Below are 24597 nucleotides of genomic sequence, written 5' to 3'. Positions count from 1 at the left end.
ATCGGGCCAGACCACGGTAGCCAGCGGGCAAGAGGGCAAATCCGGCTATGTCGGGGAGATGACGCGGGTGCACACGGAACCCATACGACCGCTTGGGCAGACCCGGTGCAGCCCTTGACCCATTGCTGAACCAGGGCTTCCCGCCGGGGCTACGGCACCCGCGCCGTCCATTCCGGCGAGGCGAACTTGGTCCGCGCCAGCTTCTGCGCGCGCGCCAGCTCGTCGTCCGTGATCCTGCCCGGCGCCAGGCCGTACCGGGCGTGGAACGAATCGATCATCCGGTCGATGACCGCCGTACGCGGCAGGCCGGTCTGCCGGCGCAACGGATCGACCCGCTTCTTCGCGCTCGTCGTCCCCTTGTCGGACAGCTTCTCCCGCCCGATCCGCAGCACCTCGGTCATCTTGTCGGCGTCGATGTCGTACGACATGGTCACGTGGTGCAGCACGGCGCCCGGGCCCCCACCGGGGCCGACGATCCGCTTCTGCGCCGCGCCCGCGATCTTGCCCTGGTCCGTGGCGATGTCGTTCAGCGGCTGGTACCAGGCCCGGACGCCCATGTCGCCGAGGGCGCCCAGCACCCAGTCGTCCAGGTAGGCGTAACTGTCCTGGAACGACAGGCCGTGCACCAGGGACTCGGGCACCGACAGCGAGTAGGTGATCGTGTTGCCGGGCTCCACGAACATCGCGCCGCCACCGGAGATCCGCCGCACCACCTCGATGCCGTGCCGGGCGGCGCCCTCCGGGTCCACCTCGTTGCGCAGGGACTGGAAGCTGCCGATGATCACCGCCGGGGCGCCCCACTCCCACACGCGCAGGGTCGGCGGCCGCCGGCCCGTGGCGACCTCGGTGGTCAGCACCTCGTCCAGCGCCATGTGCAGGGCGGGCGGCTGCGGGCCCTCGTGGATCAGCTGCCAGTCGTAGTCCGTCCAGTCCGTGGCGTGCGCGAGGGCCCGGCGCACCGCTATGCCGACGCCTTCCGGCGTCAGGCCGTACATCACCGTCCCCGCCGGCAGCGCCCGGTCGATGCGCGCGGCCAGACCCGCGGCGTCCGTGTCCGCGGGGGCGCCCTCCAGCGCCCGGTTCATCGCGGCCAGCGCCTCGTCCGGCTCCAGGAAGAAGTCGCCCGCCACGCGCACGTGCCGCAGCACGCCGCCCTCGGACTCCACGTCCACGACGACGAGCTTGCCGCCGGGCGCCTTGTACTCACCGTGCACCGTCCGGACCTCCGTTCCTCCGTAGAAGATCAACGCCGCAGCTCGCCGCCGTGTTCCCCGGCCCTGATCACGCTCGTACGATCACCCGGAAGACGTATCCCGAGCCGAGGAGGCGCCCGTGTTCACGACCCGGCCCACCCTGCAGGGCACTTTCGGGATGGTGTCCTCCACGCACTGGCTGGCCTCCCAGTCGGCGATGGCGGTCCTGGAGGGCGGCGGCAACGCCTTCGACGCCGCCGTGGCCGGCGCGTTCGTGCTGCACGTGGTGGAACCGCACCTGAACGGGCCGGCCGGCGAGGTGCCGATCCTGCTCGCCCCGGCGGGCGGCGCGGTGCGCGTGCTGTGCGGGCAGGGCGTGGCCCCGGCCGGCGCCACGGTCGCGCACTACCGGGGGCTCGGCCTGGACCTCGTGCCCGGCACCGGGCCGCTCGCGGCCGCCGTGCCCGGCGCCTTCGACGCCTGGATGGTGCTGCTGCGCGATCACGGCACCAAGTCCCTGGACGACGTCCTGAAGTACGCCGTCGGGTACGCGGAGCACGGGCACGCGCCCGTGGAGAAGCTCGGCGCGACCGTGGAGGCCGTACGGGAGCTGTTCGAGACCGAGTGGACCACGTCGGCCGAGGTCTACCTGCCCGGCGGCCGGGCACCCCGGCCCGGCGAGCGCTTCCGCAACCCCGTTCTCGCCGCCACCTGGAAGCGGTTGCTGGCCGAGACCGCCGGCTGTGGCGACCGGGAGGCCCGGATCGACGCCGCGCGCGAGGTGTGGCGCTCCGGGTTCGTCGCCGAGGCGCTGGTACGGCAGTCCGGCCGGCCCGCGATGGACACCAGCGGCGCCCGGCACACCGGCACGCTCACCGCGGCCGACCTGGCCGGCTGGTCGGCGACCTACGAGACTCCGGTGACCTACGACTGGAACGGCTGGACCGTGTGCAAGGCCGGCCCCTGGAGCCAGGGCCCCGCCTTCCTGCAACAGCTCGCCCTTCTCCCGCCCGAGCTGCCCGCGTACGGCTCCGCCGAGTACGTCCACCTGCTGATCGAGGGCTGCAAGCTCGCCATGGCCGACCGTGAGGCCTGGTACGGGGACGCCGCCGAGGTGCCGCTCGCCGAACTCCTCTCGGACGACTACAACGCCGGCCGACGGGCCCTGATCGGCGCCAAGGCCTCCTTCGAACTGCGGCCCGGCGGGCCCGGCGGACGCACCCCACGGCTGCCGGAGCAGGCGCACGCGCGCGTGGAGACCGGCGACCGCGGATTCGACCCGATGGGCGCGGGCGAGCCGACGGTGGCGGAGATCCGCGGCGAGCCGCACGTGGCCGTCGACGGCACCACCCGCGGCGACACCTGCCACCTGGACGTCGTCGACCGCTGGGGCAACATGATCGCGGCCACGCCCAGCGGTGGCTGGCTGCAGTCCAACCCGGTCGTCCCGGAGCTGGGCTTCCCGCTCGGCACCCGCCTGCAGATGACCTGGCTGGAGCAGGGGCTGCCGAACTCCCTCACCCCGGGGCGCCGCCCCCGCACCACCCTCACCCCGTCCCTCGCGCTGCGCGACGGGGTACCGGTCCTGGCGTTCGGCACGCCCGGCGGCGACCAGCAGGACCAGTGGCAGCTGCACTTCTTCCTCGCCACGGCCCTGCGCGCTCCCGTTCGCGGCGGCCTCGACCTCCAGGGCGCGATCGACGCCCCGAACTGGCACAACGACAGCTTCCCCAGCTCCTTCCACCCGCGCGGCCGCCGCCCCGGTGGCGTCACGGTGGAGTCCCGCATGGCGGCGGCCGTCATCGAGGACCTGCGGCGGCGCGGCCACGACGTCACCGTCGGCCCCGCCTGGTCCGAGGGGCGGCTGTGCGCGGTGGCCCGGGACCCAGGGACCGGCGTGCTGTCCGCGGCGGCCAACCCGCGCGGGATGCAGGGATACGCGGTGGGCCGCTGAGACCGGCTCCGGGCGGCCCCTGTTCTTCATTCCGAATCCACCCGGCGTACACCGGACGGGCGGGGATTGTCAGTGGGACGTGCTCTCATGTAGGCATGATCGAAGAGATGACGGAAACCATCGACGAGTTTCTCACCCGCTGTTCGGCCGGCGTGGAGGAAGCGGTCCGCAAGGCTGCCGCCGCCGAGATCCTGCCCCGCTTCCGGCACCTCGCCGCAGCCGAGGTGGACCAGAAGAGCGGACCGCACGACCTGGTGACGGACGCCGACCGGCTGGCGGAGCTGCGGCTCACCGAGGACCTCGGCGCGCTGCTGCCCGGCTCCGTCGTGGTCGGCGAGGAGGCGGTGCACGCCGACCCGGCGACCTACGCGGCGCTCCAGGGCGACGCGCCGGTCTGGATCGTCGACCCGGTCGACGGCACCCGCCAGTTCGTGCACGGCGACGACGGGTTCTGCACCCTGGTGGCGCTCGCCCACCGGGGTGTCGTCCTCGCCTCCTGGACCTACGCCGCGGCACGGGACCAGATGGCCACGGCGGTCCGCGGTCACGGCGCCTTCCTCGACGGTGAGCGGCTGCTCGCGGGGCCGCCTGCGCCCGGCCGGGACCTCGCCGTCGCCACCTCCCACCCGGACTACACCACCGACGAGCAGAAGCGCGCGCTGCGCGCCCTGTGGACCGACGGCGTCGCCCCCCGCCCCTGTGGTTCGGCGGGCCTGGAGTATCTCGCCGTCGCCCGGGGTGAGTTGGATGCCGTCGCGTTCTCCTGGGAGGCGGCCTGGGACCACGCGGCCGGGCTGCTCCTCGTCGAGGAGGCGGGCGGCGCGCACCTCACCCGCAGCGGCGAGCCGTTCCGCGTGACCGGCGGCAACGTACTGCCGTTCACCGCGGCCCGGGACGCCGCGACCGCCCGCCGGGTGGCCGGACTGCTGCGCACGGGAGCCTGAGCCCAGGGTCACGCAGCACCGGATCCGCGTCCGCGGGCTCACCCACGGGATCCGCGTCCGCGGGTTCACCCACGGGATCCGCGTCCGCGGGTTCACCCACGGGATCTGCGTCCGCGGGTTCACCCACGGGATCCGCGTCCGCGGGTTCACCCACGGGATCCGCGTCCGCGGGCTCACCCACCGGGCCATGGATCCCACCTGCCACCAGGGGGCCACACCCACGGGGGGCCGTTCGGTTGCCGGGCCCCAGCCACCGACGCGTCCCGCCGGGCCACCGGCCACCGGCCCATCCCGCCGGGCCACCCGGCTGGAGGGCCACCCGGCTGGCAGGCCGCCCCGCCGCCAGGCCACCTCGCCGCCGGGCCACCCGGCCCGGGGAGCGTCAGTCCTGCGGCATATCCTGATCCTGAGTGGCCATCGGCTGACGAAGGGGTCCGAAGGTGCCGTCGATGCTCGATGCGGTCGTGGTGGGTGCGGGACCGAACGGACTGACCGCTGCCGTGGAGCTGGCCCGCCGCGGCTTCTCCGTCGCGCTGTTCGAGGCGAAGTCCACCGTGGGCGGCGGCGCCCGCACCGAGGAACTGACCCTCCCCGGCTTCCGGCACGACCCGTGCTCGGCCGCCCACCCCCTCGGCATCAACTCACCGGCGTTCCGGGCCCTGCCCCTCGACCGTTACGGTCTGCAGTGGCTGCACGCCCGGTTGCCGATGGCGCATCCGTTCCCCGACGGCTCCGCGGCCGTGCTGTCCCGTTCGGTGGCCGAGACGGCCGCCTCGTTCGGACCGCGCGACGCGGGCGCGTACCGGAGGCTGGTCGAGCCGTTCCTCGCCCACTGGGACACCCTGGTCGGGGACTTCATGTCCCTGCCGCTGAGCGCGTTGCCGCGCGACCCCGTCACCCTGGCCCGCTTCGGCCTGGCCGGGCTGCCACCGTCCACATGGCTGATGCGCCGCTTCAAGGACGAGCGGGCCAAGGCCCTGTTCGCGGGCCTGGTCGCCCATGTGATCGCGCCGCTGAACGGCCTCGCCACGGGCGCCGTCGGTCTTGTCTTCGCCCTGGCCGCGCACGCCCGCGGCTGGCCGGTGCCCCGCGGCGGCTCGCAGGCGATCTCCGACGCCCTCGCCGGATATCTGAAGGACCTCGGCGGCGCCGTGCACACCGACTACGAGGTCAAGCGCCTGGACGACCTGCCGCCCGCGCGCGCGTACGTCTTCGACACCTCGCCCACCGCGCTCGCCCGCATCGCCGGCTTCGGCGACCACTACGCGCACTACCGCTACGGCCCGAGCGTCTTCAAGATCGACTACGCGCTCGACGGCCCCGTGCCCTGGACCGCGCCCGAGGCTCACGCCGCGACGACCGTGCAGATCGGCGCGAGCCAGGCCGAGATCGGCACCGCCCTGCGCGCCGCCTCCCGGGAGGGCCGCGCCCCCGGCCGCCCCTTCCTGATCACCGTGCAGCCCAGCGTCGTCGACCCGACCCGCGCCCCCGAGGGCAAGCACGTCTTCTGGGCGTACGGCCATGTCCCCAACGGCTGGTCCGGTGACCTGACCGACGCGATGGAACGCCAACTGGAGCGCTTCGCCCCCGGCTTCCGCGACCGCGTCCTCGCCCGCGCCGTCGCCGGCCCCGCCGAACTGGCCGCCCACAACGCCAACTATGTGGGCGGCGACATCGCCTGCGGCGCGGCGTCCGGACTCCAGCTGCTGCTGCGCCCCAGACTCTCCCTGTTCCCGTACCACACCCCGCACCCGGCCGTCTTCATCTGCTCCTCGGCCACCCCTCCGGGACCCGGCGTGCACGGAATGTCGGGGCACAACGCGGCCAAGGCCGTCTGGCGGAGACTGAGGCAGACATGACCCGCATCACCCTCGTGCAGGGCGACATCACCCGGCAGAGCGCCGACGCGATCGTCAACGCGGCCAACTCCTCCCTCCTCGGCGGCGGAGGCGTCGACGGCGCCATCCACCGCCGCGGTGGCCCCGCCATCCTCGAGGAGTGCCGCGCCCTGCGTGCCTCCCGGTACGGCAAGGGCCTGCCCACCGGTCGGGCGGTCGCCACGACGGCGGGCGCGCTCGACGCCCGCTGGGTCATCCACACGGTGGGCCCGGTGTACAGCCAGAGCGAGGATCGCTCCGCCCTGCTGGCCTCCTGCTACCGCGAGTCCCTCCAGGTCGCCGACGAACTCGGCGCCCGCACGGTCGCGTTCCCGGCCGTTTCCACCGGGGTGTACCGGTGGCCGATGGACGACGCGGCCCGGATCGCCGTGGAGGCGGTGCGGCAGGCGGCGACGGCGGTCGAGGAGGTGCGGTTCGTCCTCTTCGACGAGCGCGCGTACGACGCTTTCGCCCGGCAGGTCGGCTGAGCTACTTCCGCGCGCGGGCAGGTCACCGGCCGCCGGCTGCGGCAAGTCCGCGCCGTGGCCCGCCGGTCGGCGCGAGACGGGCGGCACCCCGCGCTCACCATTCCCTCCCCTCTCCCTCCCCTTCCCTCTCCCTCCCCTTCCCTCTCCGCCCTGTACCCGCTGCCACGGTCCGGGTCAGTCGCCGAAGGCGAACTCCGGCGCCGCCCGGGTGAGCACGGCCGCCTCCGTGACGGCTCCCCAGTGGGCCGCCACCTCCGCCCCGACCGTCTTCAGCAGCTCGGGCACGATCTCCGCGCCGCCTTCGTGCATGGCCTCGGCCACCACCAGCACCCGGCGGGTGTGTTCGCCGACCGCCGAGTGGCCGCTCTGCCGGTGGGTCCAGCGGCGGGCGTGCGCGCGTTCCGCGGAGTCGACGAAGGTCACCTCGCCGGGCGCGGGATGCTCCACGGCCCCGCCGAACGCCGTGTACGGCTCGTCGCCGCCGGCCGGCCGCACCTCCAGCAGCGGACCGGTGATCCGGTCGACGTCGAGGACCGCCACCGGGACGGCGTACGCCACCGACAGCGCGCCAGGCGTGCCCGCAGCGCAGGCACACGAAGGAATAGGCTTCGGGTATCGGCTCGGAGGTCATCGTCATCACCTTCGGCACCGGATCCGTCGTGCCCGCTCGGTCGCTCGGTCCGGTGACCCTCAGCTTACTATTGCATTCTGCAATGATCACCGGGGGTGACCGGTGGTGTCCGGATCGTGGCCAGGCGGACGTGGCCAGGCGAGCGTGGCTACGCACCGCGGACAGGTGAAGGGGGACGGGGGAAGGGGAACGTGGACAGGGGCATGGGGAGCGAGGAAGCCATGGCCGAGCAGGACAGCGGCCCGCAGCGCGACACGGCACCGGGGAGTGCGCCGTCCGAGGACGAGGCGCTGGACCGGGAGGCCGAGGAGGTCACCGTCGCCGTGATGGCCGCCTCCCGGCTGGTCGTCGCGCTGTCCGCCCGGGCCCTCGCCTCCGTCGACGTGCCGCTGACCCTGCCTCAGCTGCGCTCCCTGGTCGCCCTGCACACTTGTGGGCCGATCAAACTGGCCGCCATGGCCGCCACGCTGGGCGTCACGCCGTCCACCGCGCTGCGCATGGCCGAGCGCCTGGAGGCCCAGGGGCTCATCGACCGGCGGGTCAACCCGGACAACCGGCGAGAGGTCGTCCTCCGGCTCACCCCGGCCGGCGAGGAACTGGTGGGGCGCGTGCTGAGTCACCGTCGAGCGGAGATCCGGATCCTGGTCGAGCGGCTGCCCGCCCGGGAGCGCGCCGGCCTGCTCCCGGCGCTCACCGCGCTGACGGCCGCCGCGGGCGAGATCGACCCCGGTCTCGCCCCTTCCGCGGAGGCGGGCCGCCTGGCCGGCGTGGTCGACGATCCGCTCAACCCTGCGCCGTAGGGATCCATGGCCCGGCGTGCCCACAGGGACGTCCAGCAGTACACCCGCGCGCCCGCGGCAAGGGCCCACCCGGTGAGCCGGACCCGTTCCCCGGCGAACCCCGGCGAACGGTCGTACGCCCTCGGCACGGGCCCCTCGCGGCGCCGCCGCTCCCCGACGGCGGCGCCGAGCTCGGTCACGTACGGTCCCGTCGCCCAGCGATCGTCCTCGCACCCGTCGAAGACGCGCTCCGCGCGGACGGCCGGAGAGCCGACAGGCCCCCGGACCGGGGCGCCGGCGTCCCGCGTGACATCATCGGCCGGGGTCACGCACGCCGTCGTACGAGGAGCACGATGAACCCCGCTCTCACCCTCACCCCGGCGGTCGGTGCCGCTCTGCTGGACGACTTCTCGCTAGAGATGACCGGCAAGGACGTGCCCCGGCTCCAGGAGGCGCAGGGCAGCATCCCGCGGGGCACCCGGATCAACATCACCTTCCTCGCCGGAGAGGACCTCGGCATGCGGCTGGCCGCCGCCCGCGCGGTCAAGCGGCTCGGATTCGTCCCCGTCCCCCACATCTCAGCACGCCGCCTGCCCTCCCGTGCGGCCCTGGAGGAGTTCCTGTCCGGGCTGGCCGCGGACGGCACCGCCGAGCACGTCTTCGTCGTCGGCGGCGACCCCGCCCGGCCCGAGGGGCCCTACGAGGATGCCCTCGCGGTCCTGCGCACCGGACTGCTCCAGCGCCACGGCGTCCGGCACATCGGCGTCAGCGGCTACCCGGAGGGCCACCCTGCCATAGCCGACGGCACGCTGTGGTCGGCGCTCACCGACAAGGCGGCCGCCATCGCGGCGCACCGGTTCGGCGGCGACGTCATCACCCAGTTCGGCTTCGACGTCGAACCCGTCCTCACCTGGCTGGAGCAGGCCCGCGCCCGGGGCGTGCACCTGCCCGTCCGCATCGGCGTGCCCGGGCCGGCGGGCGTCCGCAGGCTGCTGGGCTACGCCACCCGGTTCGGCGTCGCGACCAGCGCCTCCGTCGCCCGCAAGTACGGCTTCTCGCTGACCAACCTCATGGGCACGACCGGCCCGGACCGCTTCCTGGACCAGCTCGCGCACCGCTACGACCCCGAACGGCACGGCGCCGTCAAGGTGCACTTCTACACGTTCGGCGGACTCCGCCACACCGCCGAGTGGGTCACCGGGTTCCGCCGGGCCACCGCCCGGACCCCAGGGGAGTCTGGACGGCCCGCCGGAGCGTGATCCGCAGGACGCCGGGCCGTCGCGTCGCGCGGGCGCGGGCCGCCGACCACGGAGAGCGGCAGCAGCCGCTCCCGCGTCCGGCGCCGCGGCCGGGGACGCAGCGCGGGGCTTCCGCAGGCCGGTGGACGCTGGTGTCGGATTTCCGCCAGCGTCCGCCACCCCGGGTGGACGATGCTGGACACATGCAGACAGCGACGCACCTCGACCGGGAACACTGCGTACGCGCCGTGCAGTCCAAGGACGCGCGGTTCGACGGATGGTTCTTCACGGCCGTCCTGACCACCCGGATCTACTGCCGGCCCAGCTGTCCCGTCGTCCCGCCCAAGCCGGAGAACATGACGTTCTACCCGAGCGCGGCCGCCTGCCAGCAGGCCGGGTTCCGGGCCTGCAAGCGCTGCCGCCCGGACACCAGCCCCGGCTCCCCGGAGTGGAACCAGCGCGCCGACCTGGTGGCCCGCGCCATGCGGCTGGTCGCCGACGGTGTCGTGGACCGCGAGGGCGTGCCCGGACTCGCCGCCCGGCTCGGCTACAGCACCCGCCAGGTCGAGCGGCAGCTGCTCGCCGAACTGGGCGCCGGCCCCCTCGCGCTGGCCCGGGCCCAGCGCGCCCAGACCGCGCGGCTGCTCATCGAGACCACCGCGCTGCCCATGGCGGAGATCGCCTTCGCGGCCGGTTTCTCCTCCATCCGCACCTTCAACGACACCGTCCGTGAGGTCTTCGCCCTCACCCCGAGCGAGCTGCGCGCCCGCGCGCCGAAGACCGGGGCCGGTACCCCCGGCGGGCTCAGCCTGCGGCTGCCGTTCCGTGCCCCGCTCAACCCCTCCAACCTGTTCGGCCACCTCGCCGCCACGGCCGTACCCGGCGTGGAGGAGTGGCGTGACGGCGCCTACCGGCGCACGCTGCGGCTGCCGTACGGCCACGGGCTCGTCTCGCTCGCCCCGCGTGCCGACCACATCGCCTGCCGCCTCACCCTGAGCGACCTGCGCGACCTGCCCGTGGCGATCAGCCGCTGCCGCCGCCTGCTCGACCTGGACGCCGACCCCGTCGCCGTGGACGACCGGTTGCGCACCGACCCGCTGCTCGCGCCCCTCGTCGACCGGGCCCCGGGCCGCCGGGTGCCACGCACGGTCGACGAGGCCGAGTTCGCCGTCCGCGCCGTACTCGGCCAGCAGGTGTCCACCGTCGCCGCCCGCACCCACGCAGCCCGCCTGGTCGCGGCGCACGGCAAGCCCCTCGACGACCCCGAGGGCGGTCTCACCCACCTCTTCCCGTCCACCGATGCGCTCGCCGCCGTCGATCCCGAGACGCTGGCGATGCCCCGCACCCGGCGCACCACCTTCACCACCCTCGTCCGCGAACTCGCCGACGGCACCCTCCACCTGGGAGTCGAGTCCGACTGGGCGGAAGCCCGCGCCCGTCTGCTCTCCCTGCCCGGCTTCGGGCCCTGGACGGCCGACGTCATCGCCATGCGCGCCCTCGGCGACCCCGACGCCTTCCTCCCCACCGACCTCGGCATCCGGCGCGCGGCGGGGGAGCTGGGCCTGCCCTCCACCCCGGCCGCGCTGACCGCACGCGCCGAGGTCTGGCGGCCCTGGCGGGCGTACGCCGTGCAGTACCTGTGGGCGACCGACAGCCACCCGATCAACTTCGTGCCCGTGTAGGGCCCGACCGAGAAGGTTCCCTCCGTGACGTACACCGTGACCGACAGTCCCTACGGCCCCCTCACCCTGGTCGCCGACGCCGACGGCGCTCTGTGCGGCCTGTACATGGCCGGCCAGCGCCACCGCCCGCCCGAGGAGACCTTCGGCCTCCGCGACGACGGCCTGTCCTGCTTCGCCGCCGCCGAGGAAGAACTGTCGGCGTACTTCGCGGGCGAGCTGACGCGGTTCACCCTCCAACTCGCCCTGAAAGGAACGCCGTTCCAGCGCAGCGTCTGGGAACAGCTCACCCGCATCCCGTACGGCGAGACCCGCACCTACGGCCAGCTCGCCGACGCCCTCGGCAGTCCCCGGGCCTCCCGCGCGGTCGGTCTCGCCAACGGCCGCAACCCCGTCGGCATCGTCGTCCCCTGCCACCGCGTCATCGGCGCGAGCGGCGACCTCACCGGCTACGGCGGCGGCCTGGACCGCAAGCGCCGCCTGCTGGACCTCGAACGGGGAGCGGCGCTGTTCGCGTCATGACCTGCCACCCGCCACCTGCCACCCGCCACCGTCACCCGATGAGCACCGTGCGGTGCTCATTCCTTCGGTGCCCCAGGTTCTAGTCGGTGCCTGCACCGCGCACCGTGTGCAGCAGCTCGGGCAGCACGGTGCCGATCGGTTCCCGGATGACCTCGTGGGCCAGTTCGTCGTACGGCGTCGGCTCCGCGTTGACGACGATCAGGTGGGCACCGTGGTCCGCGGCGACGCCGACCAGGCCGGCGGCGGGCTGCACCTGCAGGCTGCTGCCGACGGCGATGAACAGGGTGCACGCCTTGCTGATCGCCACGGCCTGGCCGAGGACCAGGGGATCGAGCCGTTCGCCGAACATCACGGTCGCCGACTTCAGGATCCCCCCGCAGGCCAGGCAGGCCGGGTCCTCCTCGCCGGCGTCCACCCGGGCGAGGGCGTCCTCCATCGGTCCGCGCGCATGGCACCGGGTGCACACGACACTGCGGGCGCTGCCGTGCAGTTCGAGCACCTTCCGGTCGGGCATCCCGGCGAGCTGGTGCAGCCCGTCCACGTTCTGCGTGATCACCCGCACCGGCGTGCCGGACCTCTCCAGCTCGGCCACGGCCCGGTGGGCGGCGTTCGGCTCGGCCATGAGCGTGCGGTTCTTGCTCCGCATCTGCCAGGACCGCCGCCGGATCTCCGGATCCGCCATGTAGTACTCGTACGTGACGAGTTTCTCGGCCTCGGGATCCCGCCGCCACAGCCCGTTCGGCCCGCGGTAATCGGGGATCCCGGAATCGGTGGAGATACCTGCGCCACTCAGGACGGCGACGAGAGGCTTGTTCATGGGCCGAGAGTAGGACGCCTGCGCGAGCGGAGGCGAACGGATATCAGGTGCGCCCGGGCCGGGGCGCCCTCGGTCGGCGCGGTGCCTCACGGCGTGGCGTGCCATCCGGGTTCGAGGGCGTCGAGGAGGGCGTGGAAGGCCTTGTCGGCCCGGTCCCAGTCGCCGGTGGCCAGCGGGGTGATCATCAGGCCGAAGGAGGCGCCGGACAGGAGGGCGGCCTGGGTCTGGGCCCGCTCCCGGGTCATGCCGAGATCGCGGAAGACCCGGGTCAGCAGGTCCGTCCATTCCGTGATGATGTCGTGGACGACGGGCCCGTAGCGGTCCGGATGAAGGACGCTGACGCTCATGATCTCGAGATAGAGGGGGAGCGAGGCGCGTACGTCGGGGTCGCTGAACTGGCGCCACACCTCCTCCATGAAGCGGCGCAGGCCCGGTGCGTCCGTCGGTGAGCCCAGGGTCTCGAGCAGTTCGCGGCTGCGCCGGAGGGGCCGGCGTTCGTAGACGGCGAGGGCCTCGGCGACGAGGCGTTCCTTGGAGCCGAAGTAGTACAGCAGCATGCGGTCGCTGGTGCCCAGTTCTCGGGCGAGGGGGCGCAGGGAGAGATCCGACAGACCGTTGTGCAGGACGTAGGCGCGAACCCGGTCCAGCAGGTCCCGTCGTTTGGCCGGGTCGGGCGGGCGAGGCATGGGGCTCCTGGGGGCGGTGGCGGACAGCGGGTCCTTTACGTCCGATATAAAACTTTTAGGTAGGTGTTTACCGTAGCACTCGCTACGTCTATATTGGAGGTGTAGCGACCGCTACATGCATGGTTTGCTCAGGAAGGACTGATTCCCATGGCCAGCCGCGCCATCGGCCGCACCGTCACCCCGGGCGGTGCAGATCGGTCCTCCCGCGAAGGCGGCCTCTCCTGGGCCACCCGTCAGTGGGCCCTGTGGTCCCGTGCGCTCGCACCCGTACGACCGCTGGACGCGCCCCGTGGCCGCGCCACGGCCTGGGACGCCTCCTGGCCGCTGCAGCGGGATCTGACCTCGGCGGGCCGAGCCCGGCGGCTGGTCACCGCGCAGCTGGGCGACTGGGCACTGACCGATCTGGCCGACACCGCCGAGCTGCTGGTCAGCGAGGTGGTCACCAACGCCCTGCGCCACACCCGCGGACCGCTCAGGCTCAACCTGCGGGTGCGTGACTCCCGCCTGGCGTGCGAGGTCGAGGACACCGAGCCCGCCGGCCCCCTGCGCAGCGTCGCCGACACCGACGCGGAGGGCGGGCGCGGAACGGAACTCCTCGACCTGCTCGCGGACGCCTGGGGCAACACACGGACCGCCACGGGCAAGACCATCTGGTTCGAACTGCAGTCCCCCGCTCCGGGCAGCGCCGGGAACGCGTGAGGGACGCCCGGAGGGTCGACCAGGCCCTCCGGCGCCCGCCAACGACGGCGCTCGGCGCGGTCACGCCCACCGCGCGGCGGCCATGTCGCCCGCGGCCGGGGCCGGTGCCACTCGTCCCCGCCCGCGACACGCCGGACCGCAGGCCGCAACCGCACCAGGCCGCAGCCGCACCGGATCACAGGCCGCAGCCGCAGCAGCGTCGCGGCCCCCGTCGGCACGACGCAGAAGCCGTACCGGGGTCAGGCGACCCGGTGGCCGTTCTCCAGTTCCGCCGTGCCGGAGGTGTCGGTGAGGACGTCCAGGGCGGTCAGGACGCGGCGGCCGAGGGCGCCGGGCAGGTGGTCGGTGATCTCCTCGCGGGGGACCAGGCGCCAGGAGAGCAGCTCCTCCTCCTGCAGACGGATCGCTTTGAGGTCGGCGTCCGTCAGGACACCGCCGTCGTAGAGGTACGCGACCAGCGGCGGCCGGCCCGCGCCGTGCACCCAGTCCACCGCCAGCAGCCGGCCGAGCTCCCGGTCGAGCCCGATCTCCTCCAGCGTCTCCCGGCGGGCGCCCTGGCGCGGGGTCTCCCCGTCGTCCGACTCGATCGTGCCGCCCGGAAGCGCCCAGCCCTCGCGGTAGTTCGGCTCGACCAGCAGCACGCGTCCCTCGGTGTCCCGGAAGAGCGCGGCGGCACCGGCGAGGACGCGGGGCAGGCTCGCGATGTACGTGGCGAAGTCAGGAGTCGTGGTCATTGGGGAAGGGTAACCAGGCCCGGTGCGGCTACAGGCCGGCCGTCGCCAGGCGCAGGGTGCGTTCGGCCAGCGCACTGATCCGTACTCCGTCGAACCCGAACACCGCGCTCCGTACGGTGTCCTCCAGTGGGTCCTTCCACTGGGCGGGGATGGCGTCCGCGCCGACGAGGACGCCGGCCACCGAGCCGGCGGTCGCCCCGTTGGAGTCGGTGTCCAGGCCGCCGCGCACGGTCAGCGCGACGGTCCGGGTGAAGTCGCCGTCGCCGTACAGCAGCCCGGCGGTCAGGACGGCGGCGTTCGGCACGGTGTGGATCCAGCCGAGCCCGGACGTCTCGGCGGCCAGCGTGGCCAGGGTCTCCTCCCAGGGCAGCCGCGTCTCGTGCAGGGTCATGACCCGCCGTACGGCACGGGCGAGCCGGCTGCTCGCCGGGATCACGCCGAGCGCCCTCTCCAGCGCGTCCTGCACGGTCCGCGCGGTGAACGCCGCCGAGACCAGCGCCGCCGCCCACATCGCGCCGTACACGCCGTTCCCGGTGTGCGACAGCACCGCGTCCCGGCGGGCCAGACCGGCGGCACCGGCCGGGTCGCCGGGGCGGGCCCAGCCGTGGACGTCGGCGCGGATCAGCGCGCCGATCCACTCCTGGTACGGGTTGTCGTACGTCGCCGTCAGCGGCGGCTTCATACCGTTCGCGAGGTTGCGGTACGCCGCCCGTTCCGCGGTGAACGTCTGCAGGTACGGCAGCCGGAGCAGCCACAGGTCGCCGACCTGCTCGGTGCTGAACCCGAAGCCGTGCGTCTCCAGCAGGTGCAGGCCGAGGATCGCGTAGTCGACGTCGTCGTCGCGCACGCTGCCGTGGATCCGGCCGCGCACGCACTGGCGCCACTCCGGGCGCAGTACGGCCGTCTCGGCCGGGTCGGCGGGCTCGGGCAGGTAGTCGGTGAGCGGCAGCGCCTCGGCCCGCCGCAGATAGCGGTCGATGCGCTCGCGGGTCCACACCTCGCCCTGCTCCACCGGCTTGCCGAGCATGTTGCCCGCGATCCGGCCGAGCCAGCCGCCGTGGATGCGGTCGGCGAGGGCGGTGCGGTCAGCGGGCTGCGGGCGCTGGCTGGTCATGGCTGGGGTCTACCCGTTTTCCCCGGGGCGTTCCCAGCAGCTTCCCAGCCTTCGGTCGGGGCATGACGACGGGGGTGTCCTGCGGTTAAGGTCGCAGCGGCGCGACTGGCCCCGACGTGCGCGGGGCCCGGAGAGCAAGGGGAAAGCAAGGTGGCGGACGCTGCAGTGAACGAGACCCGTCGGGTGCTCATCGCCGCGGACAAGTTCAAGGGCTCGCTGACGGCCGTGCAGGTCGCCGAGCGGGTGTCGGCCGGCCTGCGCCGGGTCGTGCCGGATCTTCGCATCGAGGCGCTGCCCGTGGCCGACGGCGGCGACGGAACCGTCGACGCCGCGGTCGCGGCCGGTTTCGAGCGGCGCGAGGTACGGGTCGCCGGACCACTGGGCCGGGAGGTGACCGCCGCGTTCGCGCTGCGCGGCGGCACCGCGGTCGTGGAGATGGCCGAGGCGAGCGGGCTCCAGCGGCTCCCGGCCGGTGTCTTCGCCCCTCTGACGGCTTCGACGTACGGCTCCGGCGAGCTGCTGCGGGCCGCGCTCGACGCGGGCGCGCGGACGATCGTGTTCGGCGTCGGCGGCAGCGCCACGACGGACGGCGGCGCGGGCATGCTGTCGGCGCTGGGCGCCCGGTTCCTGGACGAGGACGGTGAGCCGGTGCCGCCGGGCGGCGGCGGACTCGCCGATCTGGCCCGGGCCGACCTCTCCGGCCTGGACCCCCGCCTGTCCTCGGTGGAGCTGGTGCTGGCCAGCGACGTCGACAATCCGCTGACCGGGCCGAAGGGCGCGTCCGCGGTGTACGGCCCGCAGAAGGGGGCTTCGCCGGACGACGTCGACACCCTGGACGCGGCTCTCGCCCGCTTCGCCAAGGTGCTGGAGGCCGAGGCCGGGCCGCGGGCGGCCGAGTACGCGGCGGCGCCGGGCGCGGGCGCGGCGGGCGGTATCGGGTACGGCGCCCTGCTGCTGGGCGCGCGTTTCCGCCCCGGCATCGAGGTCATGCTGGACGTCCTGGGCTTCGCGCCCGCGCTGCAGCGGGCCTGGCTCGTGATCACCGGTGAGGGCTCCCTGGACGAGCAGACGCTGCACGGGAAGGCGCCGGCGGGGGTGGCCGCCGCGGCCCGGGCGGCGGGCAAGCCGGTCGTGGCGGTGTGCGGGAGGCTGGCCCTGTCACAGGAGGCGCTGCTGGCGGCCGGGATCGAGCGGGCGTACCCGCTGACCTCCGTCGAGCCGGATGTCGCCACGTGCATCGCGGATGCGGGGCCGATCCTGGAGCGGGTCGCCGTGCGCATTGCTGAGGACCACTGGGGCTGAGGTCCCTGGGGTGCCGCCCCGGGTCGGCCGCACAAGCGCAGGGCCCCGGATCCGACACGGATCCGGGGCCCTCGGGCGAAGCGCCGGGCTACGGCAGCTGCGCCGCCCGCGCCTCGCGCCGGTTGTCGCGGAAGTTGTTCACGCGCCGGGCCGTGGCGAACAGCGGAATCACCGCGCCCATGACCAGCTGCAGCGCACAGCCCGTCTGCAGCAGCAGCTGACCGCTGGGCGCGTCGAAGGCCCAGGCCGCCAGGAGGCCCATCGACAGGACGATCCAGGACAGCATGGCCCCGGCGAGGCGTCCCCTCGGCTTCGGGTACTCGACCCGGCTCACCATCAGCCACGCCGTACCCAGGATGGCCAGCAGCGTCGCCACGAAGGGCAGCTCCAGCAGCACGATGGAGACCACCGTCAGCGCGCCGAACGGGCTCGGCATGCCCTGGAACATGCCGTCCTTCATCGTCACGCACGAGAAGCGCGCCAGCCGCAGGACGACGGCCAGGAGCACCACGATTGCCCCGAGCGCCGCCACTCTCTGGTGCGCGTCGTCCGCGACCATGCCGTAGACGAGGACGAAGTACGCGGGCGCGAGCCCGAAGCTGATCAGGTCGGACAGGTTGTCCAGCTCCGCGCCCATCGGCGAGGAGCGCAGCTTCCGTGCGACCAGCCCGTCGAACAGGTCGAAGACGGCCGCGCAGAGCATCAGGATGACGGCCGTGGCGGCGCTGTGCCGGGCCATGCCCGCGGACTCGTCGTTCCCGGTCAGGTGGGGGATCAGGATGCCCGTGGTGGTGAAGTACACCGCCATGAAGCCGCACGTGGCGTTGCCCAGGGTGAGGGTGTCCGCTATCGACAGGCGGAGCGAGAGGGGCATCTCCTCCTCTTCGTCCACCTCGTCGGCCTCGGGCACCCAGCCCGCCTGGGTCTCCGGATCAATCACGGTCAATGCGAGTCACCCCAGCCACGGTCTTCTGTCCGACCTCGACCGCGACCTCCACGCCCTCGGGCAGGTAGAGGTCGACACGCGAGCCGAAGCGGATCAGACCGATCCGGTCGCCCTGCTCGACCTTCGTGCCCTCAGGGAGGTAGGGCACGATGCGGCGGGCCACCGCGCCGGCGATCTGGATCATCTCGATGTCGCCGAGTTCGGTGTCGAAATGCCAGACTACGCGCTCGTTGTTCTCGCTCTCCTTATTGAAAGCAGGAACAAAGCCGCCGGGGATGTGCTCGACGGACGTCACCGTGCCCGCGAGGGGAGCGCGGTTGACGTGGACGTTCAGCGGGCTCATGAAGATCGCGACGCGGGTGCGCCCGTCCTTCCACGGCATGATGCTCTGCACCACGCCGTCGGCCGGCGAGATCACCCGGCCGGAGCCGATCTCGCGCTCGGGGTCGCGGAAGAACCACAGCATGCCCGCGGCGAGCGCGGTGGCGGGCACGGCCACGGCCCGGGCCGCACCGGAGCGGCGGGCGCGGGCCAGGCTGAGGGCTGCGGTGGCGACGGTCGGGAGAAGCCACGGCGATGCTCCGCGCGCGAGGCGTACGCCGGCTCGGCTGTCGCGAGGTGCAGAGGTTTGGCTGTGGGGCATGGATGACCTTCGTAGCGGATGATGCCGCGCAAGACGGGGGACGGCGGCTTTCCGGGGATCGTACCGGTCGCGGGCTGCAACTGGGCAAGCCAGCCAGACGAGTCGGCGACCGAAGACCGTCTACGGGGTGTGATCTTCTTCTCGAAGAAAACACCCCGTATACGGACAATCAGCCCTGGAATCGATACTCTTCGAGCAACCTGCGCCCGATGATCATTTTCTGGATCTCGGCGGTGCCTTCACCGATGAGCAGCATCGGGGCCTCGCGGTACAGGCGCTCGATCTCGTACTCCTTGGAGAAGCCGTAGCCGCCGTGGATCCGGAAGGCGTCCTCCACGACCTCCTTGCAGTACTCGGAGGCGAGGTACTTCGCCATCCCGGCCTCCAGGTCGTTTCGCTCTCCGGAGTCCTTTTTGCGCGCGGCGTTGACCATCATCGCATGGGCGGCCTCGACCTTGGTGGCCATCTCCGCCAGCTTGAACTGGATGGCCTGGTGCTGGGCGATCGGCTTGCCGAAGGTGTGCCGCTGCTGGGCGTACTGGACACCGAGCTCGAAGGCGCGCTGGGCGACGCCACAGCCGCGCGCCGCCACGTTGACCCGGCCGACCTCGACGCCGTCCATCATTTGGTAAAAACCTCGGCCGGTGACGCCGCCGAGCACCCGATCGGCCGGAAGGCGCAGGCCGTCCATGATCAGCTCGGTGGTGTCGACGCCCTTGTAGCCCATCTTCTCGATCTTGCCGGGAATGGTCAGGCCCGGGCGGACCTCACCGAAGCCCGGCTCCTTCTCGATCAGGAAGGTGGTCATGGACTTGTGCGGGGCCGTGCCCTCGGGGTGGCCTTCGTCACTCCGGACGAGGACGGCCACCAGGGACGACGTGCCGCCGTTCGTCAGCCACATCTTCTGGCCGTTCAGGACGTACTCGTCGCCGTCCTTGACCGCTTTCGACGTGATCGCCGAGACATCGGAGCCCAGGGCCGGCTCCGACATCGAGAAGGCGCCCCGGATGTCGCCGGCCGCCATCCTCGGCAGGAAGTGGTCCTTCTGCTCCTGCGTGCCGTGCTGCTTGAGCATGTACGCGACGATGAAGTGGGTGTTGATGATGCCGGACACTGACATCCAGCCGCGGGCGATCTCCTCCACGCACAGCGCGTAGGTGAGCAGCGACTCGCCCAGGCCGCCGTACTCCTCGGGGATCATCAGACCGAACAGGCCGAGCTCCTTGAGCCCGTCCACGATCTGCTGCGGGTACTCGTCGCGGTGCTCCAGCTCGGTCGCGACAGGAATGATCTCCTTGTCGACAAAGTCCCGGACGGTGGAGAGGATCTCCTGCTGGACGTCGGTCAGACCGGCGGTCTGGGCGAGGCGTGCCATTACTTCTCCTGCTGCTTCAGCTCCGGGCGGCCCGGCTGCTCGCCGCCGCGCTCCTTGATGTACGTCTCGGTGGGCACCATGACCTTGCGGCGGAAGACGCACACCAGGGTGCCGTCCTGCTTGTAGCCCTTGGTCTCGACGTAGACGATCCCGCGGTCGTTCTTCGACTTCGACGGCCACTTGTCGAGCACGGTCGTCTCGCCGTAGATCGTGTCGCCGTGGAAGGTCGGCGCCACGTGCTTGAGCGACTCGATCTCCAGGTTGGCGATCGCCTTGCCGGAGATGTCCGGGACGGACATGCCGAGCAGGAGGGAGTAGATGTAGTTCCCGACGACGACGTTCTTGCCGAAGTCCGTCGTCTTCTCCGCGTAGTTCGTGTCCATGTGGAGCGGGTGGTGGTTCATGGTGAGGAGACAGAACAGGTGGTCGTCGTACTCCGTGACCGTCTTGCCCGGCCAGTGCTTGTACGTCGCCCCGACCTCGAACTCCTCGTAGGTGCGTCCGAACTGCATCGCGCTCAGGCCTCCGGGATCTCGAACTTGCTGGTGCGCTGCATGCCGGCGGCCCGGCCCTTGCCCGAGATGACGAGGGCCATCTTGCGGCTGGCCTCGTCGATCATCTCGTCGCCGAGCATCGCGGAGCCCTTCTTGCCGCCCGCCTCGGACGTGTAGTAGTCGTACGCGTCCAGGATCAGCTCGGCGTGGTCGTAGTCCTCCTGGGAGGGCGAGAAGATCTCGTTGGACGCCTCGACCTGGCCCGGGTGCAGCACCCACTTGCCGTCGAAGCCGAGCGCGGCGGCGCGCTGCGCGACCTCGCGGTAGCCCTCGACGTTGCGGATCTGCAGGTAGGGGCCGTCGATCGCCTGGAGGTTGTTGGCGCGGGCGGCCATCAGGATCTTCATCAGGATGTAGTGGTAGGCGTCCGCCGGGTAGCCGGGCGGCTGCTCGCCCACGACCAGCGACTTCATGTTGATGGAGGCCATGAAGTCGGCCGGGCCGAAGATGATCGTCTCGATGCGCGGGGAGGCCTGCGCGATCTCGTTGACGTTGTTGAGGCCCTGAGCGTTCTCGATCTGCGCCTCGATGCCGATCTTGCCGACCTCGAAGCCCATGGTCTTCTCGATCTGGGTCAGCAGCAGGTCCAGGGCGACCACCTGCTGGGCCGTCTGCACCTTCGGCAGCATGATGCAGTCGAGGTTCTGGCCGGCGCCCTCGACGACCGTGACGACGTCCCGGTACGTCCATTCGGTCGTCCAGTCGTTGACGCGCACGACCCGCGTCTTGCCCGTCCAGTCGCCCTCGTTGAGGAACTTGACGATGGTGTGCCGCGCCTCGGGCTTGGCGAGCGGCGCGCACGCGTCCTCCAGGTCCAGGAAGACCTGGTCCGCCGGCAGGCCCTGCGCCTTCTCCAGGAAGCGCGGGTTGCTGCCCGGTACGGCCAGGCAGGAGCGCCGCGGGCGAAGGCGGTTGACGGTCGTCATGCGGGGACCTCCAGGGGGTCGAGCTTGTTCGCTGTCCGGATCTCGTCGACGATGCGGCCGATGATGCCGGTGATGTCGAAGTCCTTCGGGGTGAAGACGGCGGCCACTCCGGCGGCCCTGAGCTGCTCGGCGTCCCCGTTGGGGATGATGCCACCAGCGATCACGGGTATATCTGTGGCACCGGCCACACGGAGGCGCTGGAGCACGTCCGGCACCAGCTGGGCGTGCGAGCCGGACAGGATGGACAGGCCCACCGCGTGGACGTCCTCGGCGAGCGCCGCGTCCACGATCTGCTCGGGGGTGAGCCGGATGCCCTGGTAGACCACCTCGAAGCCGGCGTCGCGGGCCCGGACGGCGATCTGCTCGGCGCCGTTGGAGTGACCGTCCAGGCCCGGCTTGCCGACCAGGAAGCGCAGCTTGCCGACGCCCAGGTCGCGGGCGGTGGCGTCCACCTTGGCGCGGACCTCGCCCAGGGCCGAGCCGGCCTCGGCGGCGACCGCCACCGGGGCGGAGGAGACCCCGGTGGGCGCCCGGTACTCGCCGAACACCTCGCGCAGGGCGCCGGCCCACTCGCCGGTGGTGACCCCGGCGCGGGCGCACTCCAGCGTGGCCTCCATCAGGTTGTCGGTGCCCTTGGCGGCCTCCTTCAGTCGCTCCAGCGCCTTGCAGGGGCGCGGGTGGTTGAAGGGCGGCTGGTAGCGGGTGTCCCGCCAGCGCCGCAGGGACTCAACGACCCGGGCCTCGACCGCCGGGTCGACCGTCTGGATCGCGGTGTCCAGGTCCGCCGTGAGCGGGTTCGGCTCGGTGCCCTCGAAGATGTTGACACCGACGATCTTCTCCTGGCCGGACTCGATCCGGGCCCGGCGCTCGGCGTGCGAGGCGACCAGCTGCGACTTCAGGTAGCCGGACTCCACGGCGGCCATCGCGCCGCCCATCTCCTGGATGCGGTCGATCTCCGCTAGGACGTCCTCGACCAGCTGCTCGACCTTCGCCTCGATCACCTTCGAGCCCTCGAAGATGTCCTCGTACTCCAGCAGGTCGCTCTCATAGGCGAGCACCTGCTGGATGCGCAGCGACCACTGCTGGTCCCAGGGCCGGGGCAGGCCCAGGGCCTCGTTCCAGGCGGGCAGCTGCACGGCACGCGCGCGTGCGTCCTTGGAGAGGGTGACCGCCAGCATCTCCAGCACGATCCGCTGGACGTTGTTCTCCGGCTGCGCCTCGGTCAGCCCGAGGGAGTTGACCTGGACGCCGTAGCGGAAGCGGCGCTGCTTGGGGTCCTCGATGCCGTACCGCTCACGGGTGATCTTGTCCCAGATGCGGCCGAACGCCCGCATCTTGCACATCTCCTCGATGAAGCGGACGCCCGCGTTCACGAAGAAGGAGATGCGGGCGACCACGTCACCCATGCGCTCCTGCGGCACCTGGCCGCTGTCGCGCACGGCGTCCAGGACGGCGATCGCGGTGGACATCGCGTACGCGATCTCCTGCACCGGCGTGGCCCCGGCCTCCTGCAGGTGGTAGCTGCAGATGTTGATCGGGTTCCACTTCGGGATGTGGGAGACCGTGTACGCGATCATGTCCGTCGTCAGGCGGAGCGAGGGCCCCGGCGGGAAGACGTGCGTCCCGCGGGACAGGTACTCCTTGACGATGTCGTTCTGGGTCGTGCCCTGGAGCTTGGTGATGTCCGCGCCCTGCTCCTCGGCGACGACCTGGTAGAGCGCCAGCAGCCACATCGCCGTGGCGTTGATCGTCATCGAGGTGTTCATCTGCTCCAGGGGGATGTCCTGGAACAGCCTGCGCATGTCGCCGAGATGGGCCACGGGCACGCCCACCCGGCCGACCTCGCCGCGGGCGAGGATGTGGTCGGAGTCGTAACCGGTCTGCGTCGGCAGGTCGAACGCCACCGACAGACCGGTCTGCCCCTTGGCGAGGTTGCGCCGGTACAGCTCGTTGGACGCCTCGGCCGTGGAGTGGCCGGCGTACGTCCGCATGAGCCACGGACGGTCCTTCTGACGCTCTGTCATCTATGGCTCTCAGACGTTCCGGAAGCGGTTGATGGCGTCGATGTGCTTGGCCCGCATCTCCTCGTCACGCACGCCGAGGCCTTCCTCGGGGGCGAGGCACAGGACGCCGACCTTGCCCTGGTGCAGGTTGCGGTGGACGTCGTAGGCCGCCTGGCCGGTGTCCTCCAGCGAGTACACCTTCGAGAGGGTCGGGTGGATCTTGCCCTTGGCGATGAGGCGGTTGGCCTCCCAGGCCTCGCGGTAGTTCGCGAAGTGGGAGCCGATGATCCGCTTCAGGGACATCCACAGGTAGCGGTTGTCGTACTCGTGCATGTAGCCCGAGGTCGAGGCGCAGGTGGTGATGGTGCCGCCCTTGCGGGTGACGAAGACGCTCGCGCCGAAGGTCTCGCGGCCGGGGTGCTCGAAGACGATGTCGATGTCCTCGCCGCCGGTGAGCTCGCGGATGCGCTTGCCGAAGCGCTTCCACTCCTTCGGGTCCTGGGTGTTCTCGTCCTTCCAGAACCTGTAGCCCTCGGCGTTGCGGTCGATGATCGACTCGGCGCCCATCGAGCGGCAGATGTCCGCCTTCTGCTCGCTGGAGACGACGCAGATCGGGTGGGCGCCGCCCGCCAGCGCGAACTGCGTGGCGTAGGAGCCGAGGCCGCCACTCGCGCCCCAGATGAGGACGTTGTCGCCCTGCTTCATGCCGGCGCCGTTGCGGGAGACCAGCTGGCGGTAGGCGGTGGAGTTCACCAGGCCGGGGGCGGCGGCCTCCTCCCAGCTGAGGTGGTCCGGCTTCGGCATCAGCTGGTTGGACTTGACCAGCGCGATCTCGGCGAGGCCGCCGAAGTTGGTCTCGAAGCCCCAGATGCGCTGCTCGGGGTCGAGCATCGTGTCGTTGTGCCCGTCGGAGGACTCCAGCTCGACGGACAGGCAGTGCGCGACGACCTCGTCACCGGGCTTCCAGGCGTTGACCCCGGGGCCGGTGCGCAGGACCACGCCCGCGAGGTCGGAGCCGATGATGTGGTACGGCAGGTCGTGGCGCTTGGCAAGCTCGTTGGTGCGGCCGTAGCGCTCCAGGAACCCGAACGTGGACAGCGGCTCGAAGATCGAGGTCCACACCGAGTTGTAGTTGACCGAGGAGGCCATGACGGCCACCAGGGCCTCGCCCGGGCCCAGCTCGGGCACCGGGACCTCGTCCAGGTGGATCGACTTGCGCGGGTCCTTGTCACGGGTCTGCAGGCCCGCGAACATCTCCGTCTCGTCCTTGTGCACGGTGATCGCGCGGTACGAGTCGGGGAGCGGCAGGGCGGCGAAGTCGGCGGACGTGGCGTCCTTCGACTGGATCGCGTCCAGGATGTCCTTCACGGTCACGGTGTTGCCTCCGGCGGTAAGCACCCTGAGGGAGGGGTGCTGGGGGTTCGTCGGTGCTGCGATGAGTGCTGCTGAGGGTTTTTCTGAAGGTGCCGTCGGTTCGGCTCGGTGGTGCTTCG

General features: G+C 72.1%; 23 protein-coding genes. 10 read left to right on the top strand and 13 right to left on the bottom strand.

Annotated features, from left to right (window positions below):
* Window positions 1–149: 149 nt before the first annotated feature.
* Window positions 150–1214 (bottom strand): biotin/lipoate A/B protein ligase family protein, encoded by a 1065-nt coding sequence (locus ABZ919_RS05960; RefSeq protein ID WP_361243250.1) that lies wholly within the window; start codon window positions 1212–1214, stop codon window positions 150–152.
* A gap of 118 nt (window positions 1215–1332) precedes the next feature.
* Between ABZ919_RS05960 and ABZ919_RS05955 the strand changes: the two genes are divergently transcribed.
* From ABZ919_RS05955 to ABZ919_RS05940, 4 genes are all read left to right on the top strand, one after another.
* On the top strand, window positions 1333–3147 hold the full coding sequence (locus ABZ919_RS05955; RefSeq protein WP_361243248.1) for a gamma-glutamyltransferase: 1815 nt from the start codon (window positions 1333–1335) through the stop codon (window positions 3145–3147).
* 95 nt (window positions 3148–3242) lie between these two features.
* A complete protein-coding gene (locus ABZ919_RS05950; RefSeq protein WP_361243246.1) occupies window positions 3243–4091 on the top strand; it encodes an inositol monophosphatase family protein in 849 nt (282 codons plus the stop codon).
* Window positions 4092–4531: 440 nt separating this feature from the next.
* A complete protein-coding gene (locus ABZ919_RS05945; protein ID WP_361243245.1) occupies window positions 4532–5950 on the top strand; it encodes an NAD(P)/FAD-dependent oxidoreductase in 1419 nt (472 codons plus the stop codon).
* Window positions 5947–6456, top strand: a complete 510-nt coding sequence (locus tag ABZ919_RS05940) for an O-acetyl-ADP-ribose deacetylase (protein ID WP_361243243.1) — start codon at window positions 5947–5949, stop codon at window positions 6454–6456. Before ABZ919_RS05945 ends, ABZ919_RS05940 begins: the two co-directional genes overlap by 4 nt.
* Window positions 6457–6630: 174 nt before the next feature.
* Here the strand turns inward: ABZ919_RS05940 and ABZ919_RS05935 are convergent, their stop codons facing one another.
* The gene (locus ABZ919_RS05935; protein ID WP_361243241.1) at window positions 6631–7014 is read right to left on the bottom strand and encodes a phenylalanine--tRNA ligase beta subunit-related protein; all 384 of its coding nucleotides are present in this window, start codon (window positions 7012–7014) and stop codon (window positions 6631–6633) included.
* A 399-nt stretch (window positions 7015–7413) separates the two neighbouring features.
* Between ABZ919_RS05935 and ABZ919_RS05930 the strand changes: the two genes are divergently transcribed.
* The 4 genes from ABZ919_RS05930 to ABZ919_RS05915 all read left to right on the top strand — a co-directional run bounded on the left by ABZ919_RS05930 (window position 7414) and on the right by ABZ919_RS05915 (window position 11305).
* Window positions 7414–7887 (top strand): MarR family transcriptional regulator, encoded by a 474-nt coding sequence (locus ABZ919_RS05930; protein ID WP_361243494.1) that lies wholly within the window; start codon window positions 7414–7416, stop codon window positions 7885–7887.
* A gap of 332 nt (window positions 7888–8219) precedes the next feature.
* Window positions 8220–9125, top strand: coding sequence for a methylenetetrahydrofolate reductase (locus tag ABZ919_RS05925; protein WP_361243239.1), 906 nt, complete (start codon window positions 8220–8222; stop codon window positions 9123–9125).
* Between the two features lie 182 nt (window positions 9126–9307).
* A complete protein-coding gene (locus tag ABZ919_RS05920; protein WP_361243237.1) occupies window positions 9308–10786 on the top strand; it encodes a DNA-3-methyladenine glycosylase 2 family protein in 1479 nt (492 codons plus the stop codon).
* A gap of 24 nt (window positions 10787–10810) precedes the next feature.
* Window positions 10811–11305: a methylated-DNA--[protein]-cysteine S-methyltransferase gene (locus ABZ919_RS05915; protein WP_361243236.1), complete on the top strand. Its 495-nt coding sequence runs from the start codon at window positions 10811–10813 to the stop codon at window positions 11303–11305.
* A gap of 79 nt (window positions 11306–11384) precedes the next feature.
* Here ABZ919_RS05915 and ABZ919_RS05910 read toward each other — a convergent pair whose 3' ends face one another.
* Together ABZ919_RS05910 and ABZ919_RS05905 are read right to left on the bottom strand one after the other, a co-directional pair.
* A complete protein-coding gene (locus ABZ919_RS05910; protein WP_361243234.1) occupies window positions 11385–12122 on the bottom strand; it encodes a Sir2 family NAD-dependent protein deacetylase in 738 nt (245 codons plus the stop codon).
* An 86-nt stretch (window positions 12123–12208) separates the two neighbouring features.
* On the bottom strand, window positions 12209–12808 hold the full coding sequence (locus tag ABZ919_RS05905) for a TetR/AcrR family transcriptional regulator (protein ID WP_361243232.1): 600 nt from the start codon (window positions 12806–12808) through the stop codon (window positions 12209–12211).
* A 147-nt stretch (window positions 12809–12955) separates the two neighbouring features.
* Here ABZ919_RS05905 and ABZ919_RS05900 point away from each other — a divergent pair, with 147 nt between their 5' ends.
* Window positions 12956–13507: an ATP-binding protein gene (locus ABZ919_RS05900; protein ID WP_361243230.1), complete on the top strand. Its 552-nt coding sequence runs from the start codon at window positions 12956–12958 to the stop codon at window positions 13505–13507.
* Between the two features lie 239 nt (window positions 13508–13746).
* On the opposite strand, the gene ABZ919_RS05895 is transcribed toward ABZ919_RS05900, so the two are convergent.
* Together ABZ919_RS05895 and ABZ919_RS05890 are read right to left on the bottom strand one after the other, a co-directional pair.
* Entirely contained in the window at window positions 13747–14241 is a 495-nt protein-coding gene (locus ABZ919_RS05895; protein WP_361243228.1) for an NUDIX hydrolase, read from the bottom strand.
* 28 nt (window positions 14242–14269) lie between these two features.
* Window positions 14270–15355, bottom strand: coding sequence for an ADP-ribosylglycohydrolase family protein (locus tag ABZ919_RS05890; protein ID WP_361243226.1), 1086 nt, complete (start codon window positions 15353–15355; stop codon window positions 14270–14272).
* Between the two features lie 165 nt (window positions 15356–15520).
* Between ABZ919_RS05890 and ABZ919_RS05885 the strand changes: the two genes are divergently transcribed.
* Window positions 15521–16657, top strand: a complete 1137-nt coding sequence (locus ABZ919_RS05885; protein WP_361243224.1) for a glycerate kinase — start codon at window positions 15521–15523, stop codon at window positions 16655–16657.
* Window positions 16658–16745: 88 nt separating this feature from the next.
* On the opposite strand, the gene pssA is transcribed toward ABZ919_RS05885, so the two are convergent.
* The 7 genes from pssA to ccrA form a co-directional block, all read right to left on the bottom strand.
* Window positions 16746–17567: a CDP-diacylglycerol--serine O-phosphatidyltransferase gene (gene pssA, locus ABZ919_RS05880; protein WP_361243492.1), complete on the bottom strand. Its 822-nt coding sequence runs from the start codon at window positions 17565–17567 to the stop codon at window positions 16746–16748.
* Window positions 17568–17589: 22 nt separating this feature from the next.
* Window positions 17590–18246 carry a phosphatidylserine decarboxylase gene (locus ABZ919_RS05875; protein WP_069777828.1) on the bottom strand — a complete coding sequence of 219 codons (657 nt, stop codon included), beginning with the start codon at window positions 18244–18246 and terminating at the stop codon, window positions 17590–17592.
* Between the two features lie 169 nt (window positions 18247–18415).
* Window positions 18416–19621: an acyl-CoA dehydrogenase family protein gene (locus ABZ919_RS05870; RefSeq protein ID WP_076094290.1), complete on the bottom strand. Its 1206-nt coding sequence runs from the start codon at window positions 19619–19621 to the stop codon at window positions 18416–18418.
* Complete coding sequence (locus ABZ919_RS05865; RefSeq protein WP_019757884.1) at window positions 19621–20133, bottom strand: MaoC family dehydratase; 513 nt, start codon at window positions 20131–20133, stop codon at window positions 19621–19623. Before ABZ919_RS05865 ends, ABZ919_RS05870 begins: the two co-directional genes overlap by 1 nt.
* 5 nt (window positions 20134–20138) lie before the next feature.
* On the bottom strand, window positions 20139–21101 hold the full coding sequence (locus ABZ919_RS05860; protein WP_361243221.1) for a CoA ester lyase: 963 nt from the start codon (window positions 21099–21101) through the stop codon (window positions 20139–20141).
* Window positions 21098–23125, bottom strand: coding sequence for a protein meaA (locus tag ABZ919_RS05855; RefSeq protein ID WP_361243219.1), 2028 nt, complete (start codon window positions 23123–23125; stop codon window positions 21098–21100). Before ABZ919_RS05855 ends, ABZ919_RS05860 begins: the two co-directional genes overlap by 4 nt.
* Before the next feature lie 9 nt (window positions 23126–23134).
* On the bottom strand, window positions 23135–24472 hold the full coding sequence (gene ccrA / locus ABZ919_RS05850; RefSeq protein WP_361243490.1) for a crotonyl-CoA carboxylase/reductase: 1338 nt from the start codon (window positions 24470–24472) through the stop codon (window positions 23135–23137).
* Window positions 24473–24597 lie beyond the last annotated feature (125 nt).

Origin of the sequence: Streptomyces sp. NPDC046759 (genome assembly GCF_040645475.1) — a bacterium.
Taxonomy (GTDB): domain Bacteria; phylum Actinomycetota; class Actinomycetes; order Streptomycetales; family Streptomycetaceae; genus Streptomyces.
This window is presented reverse-complemented; position numbering and strand designations above follow the sequence as displayed.

Coding starts and splice junctions, on each gene's coding strand:
- ABZ919_RS05920 (WP_361243237.1), top strand. CDS start 9,308: ATGCAGACAGCGACGCACCTCGACCGGGAACACTGCGTACGCGCCGTG.
- ABZ919_RS05875 (WP_069777828.1), bottom strand. CDS start 18,246: ATGCCCCACAGCCAAACCTCTGCACCTCGCGACAGCCGAGCCGGCGTA.
- ABZ919_RS05925 (WP_361243239.1), top strand. CDS start 8,220: ATGAACCCCGCTCTCACCCTCACCCCGGCGGTCGGTGCCGCTCTGCTG.
- ABZ919_RS05910 (WP_361243234.1), bottom strand. CDS start 12,122: ATGAACAAGCCTCTCGTCGCCGTCCTGAGTGGCGCAGGTATCTCCACC.
- ABZ919_RS05905 (WP_361243232.1), bottom strand. CDS start 12,808: ATGCCTCGCCCGCCCGACCCGGCCAAACGACGGGACCTGCTGGACCGG.
- ABZ919_RS05900 (WP_361243230.1), top strand. CDS start 12,956: ATGGCCAGCCGCGCCATCGGCCGCACCGTCACCCCGGGCGGTGCAGAT.
- ABZ919_RS05870 (WP_076094290.1), bottom strand. CDS start 19,621: ATGGCACGCCTCGCCCAGACCGCCGGTCTGACCGACGTCCAGCAGGAG.
- ABZ919_RS05890 (WP_361243226.1), bottom strand. CDS start 15,355: ATGACCAGCCAGCGCCCGCAGCCCGCTGACCGCACCGCCCTCGCCGAC.
- ABZ919_RS05940 (WP_361243243.1), top strand. CDS start 5,947: ATGACCCGCATCACCCTCGTGCAGGGCGACATCACCCGGCAGAGCGCC.
- ABZ919_RS05930 (WP_361243494.1), top strand. CDS start 7,414: ATGGCCGCCTCCCGGCTGGTCGTCGCGCTGTCCGCCCGGGCCCTCGCC.
- ABZ919_RS05855 (WP_361243219.1), bottom strand. CDS start 23,125: ATGACAGAGCGTCAGAAGGACCGTCCGTGGCTCATGCGGACGTACGCC.
- ABZ919_RS05895 (WP_361243228.1), bottom strand. CDS start 14,241: ATGACCACGACTCCTGACTTCGCCACGTACATCGCGAGCCTGCCCCGC.
- ABZ919_RS05950 (WP_361243246.1), top strand. CDS start 3,243: ATGATCGAAGAGATGACGGAAACCATCGACGAGTTTCTCACCCGCTGT.
- ABZ919_RS05865 (WP_019757884.1), bottom strand. CDS start 20,133: ATGCAGTTCGGACGCACCTACGAGGAGTTCGAGGTCGGGGCGACGTAC.
- ABZ919_RS05860 (WP_361243221.1), bottom strand. CDS start 21,101: ATGACGACCGTCAACCGCCTTCGCCCGCGGCGCTCCTGCCTGGCCGTA.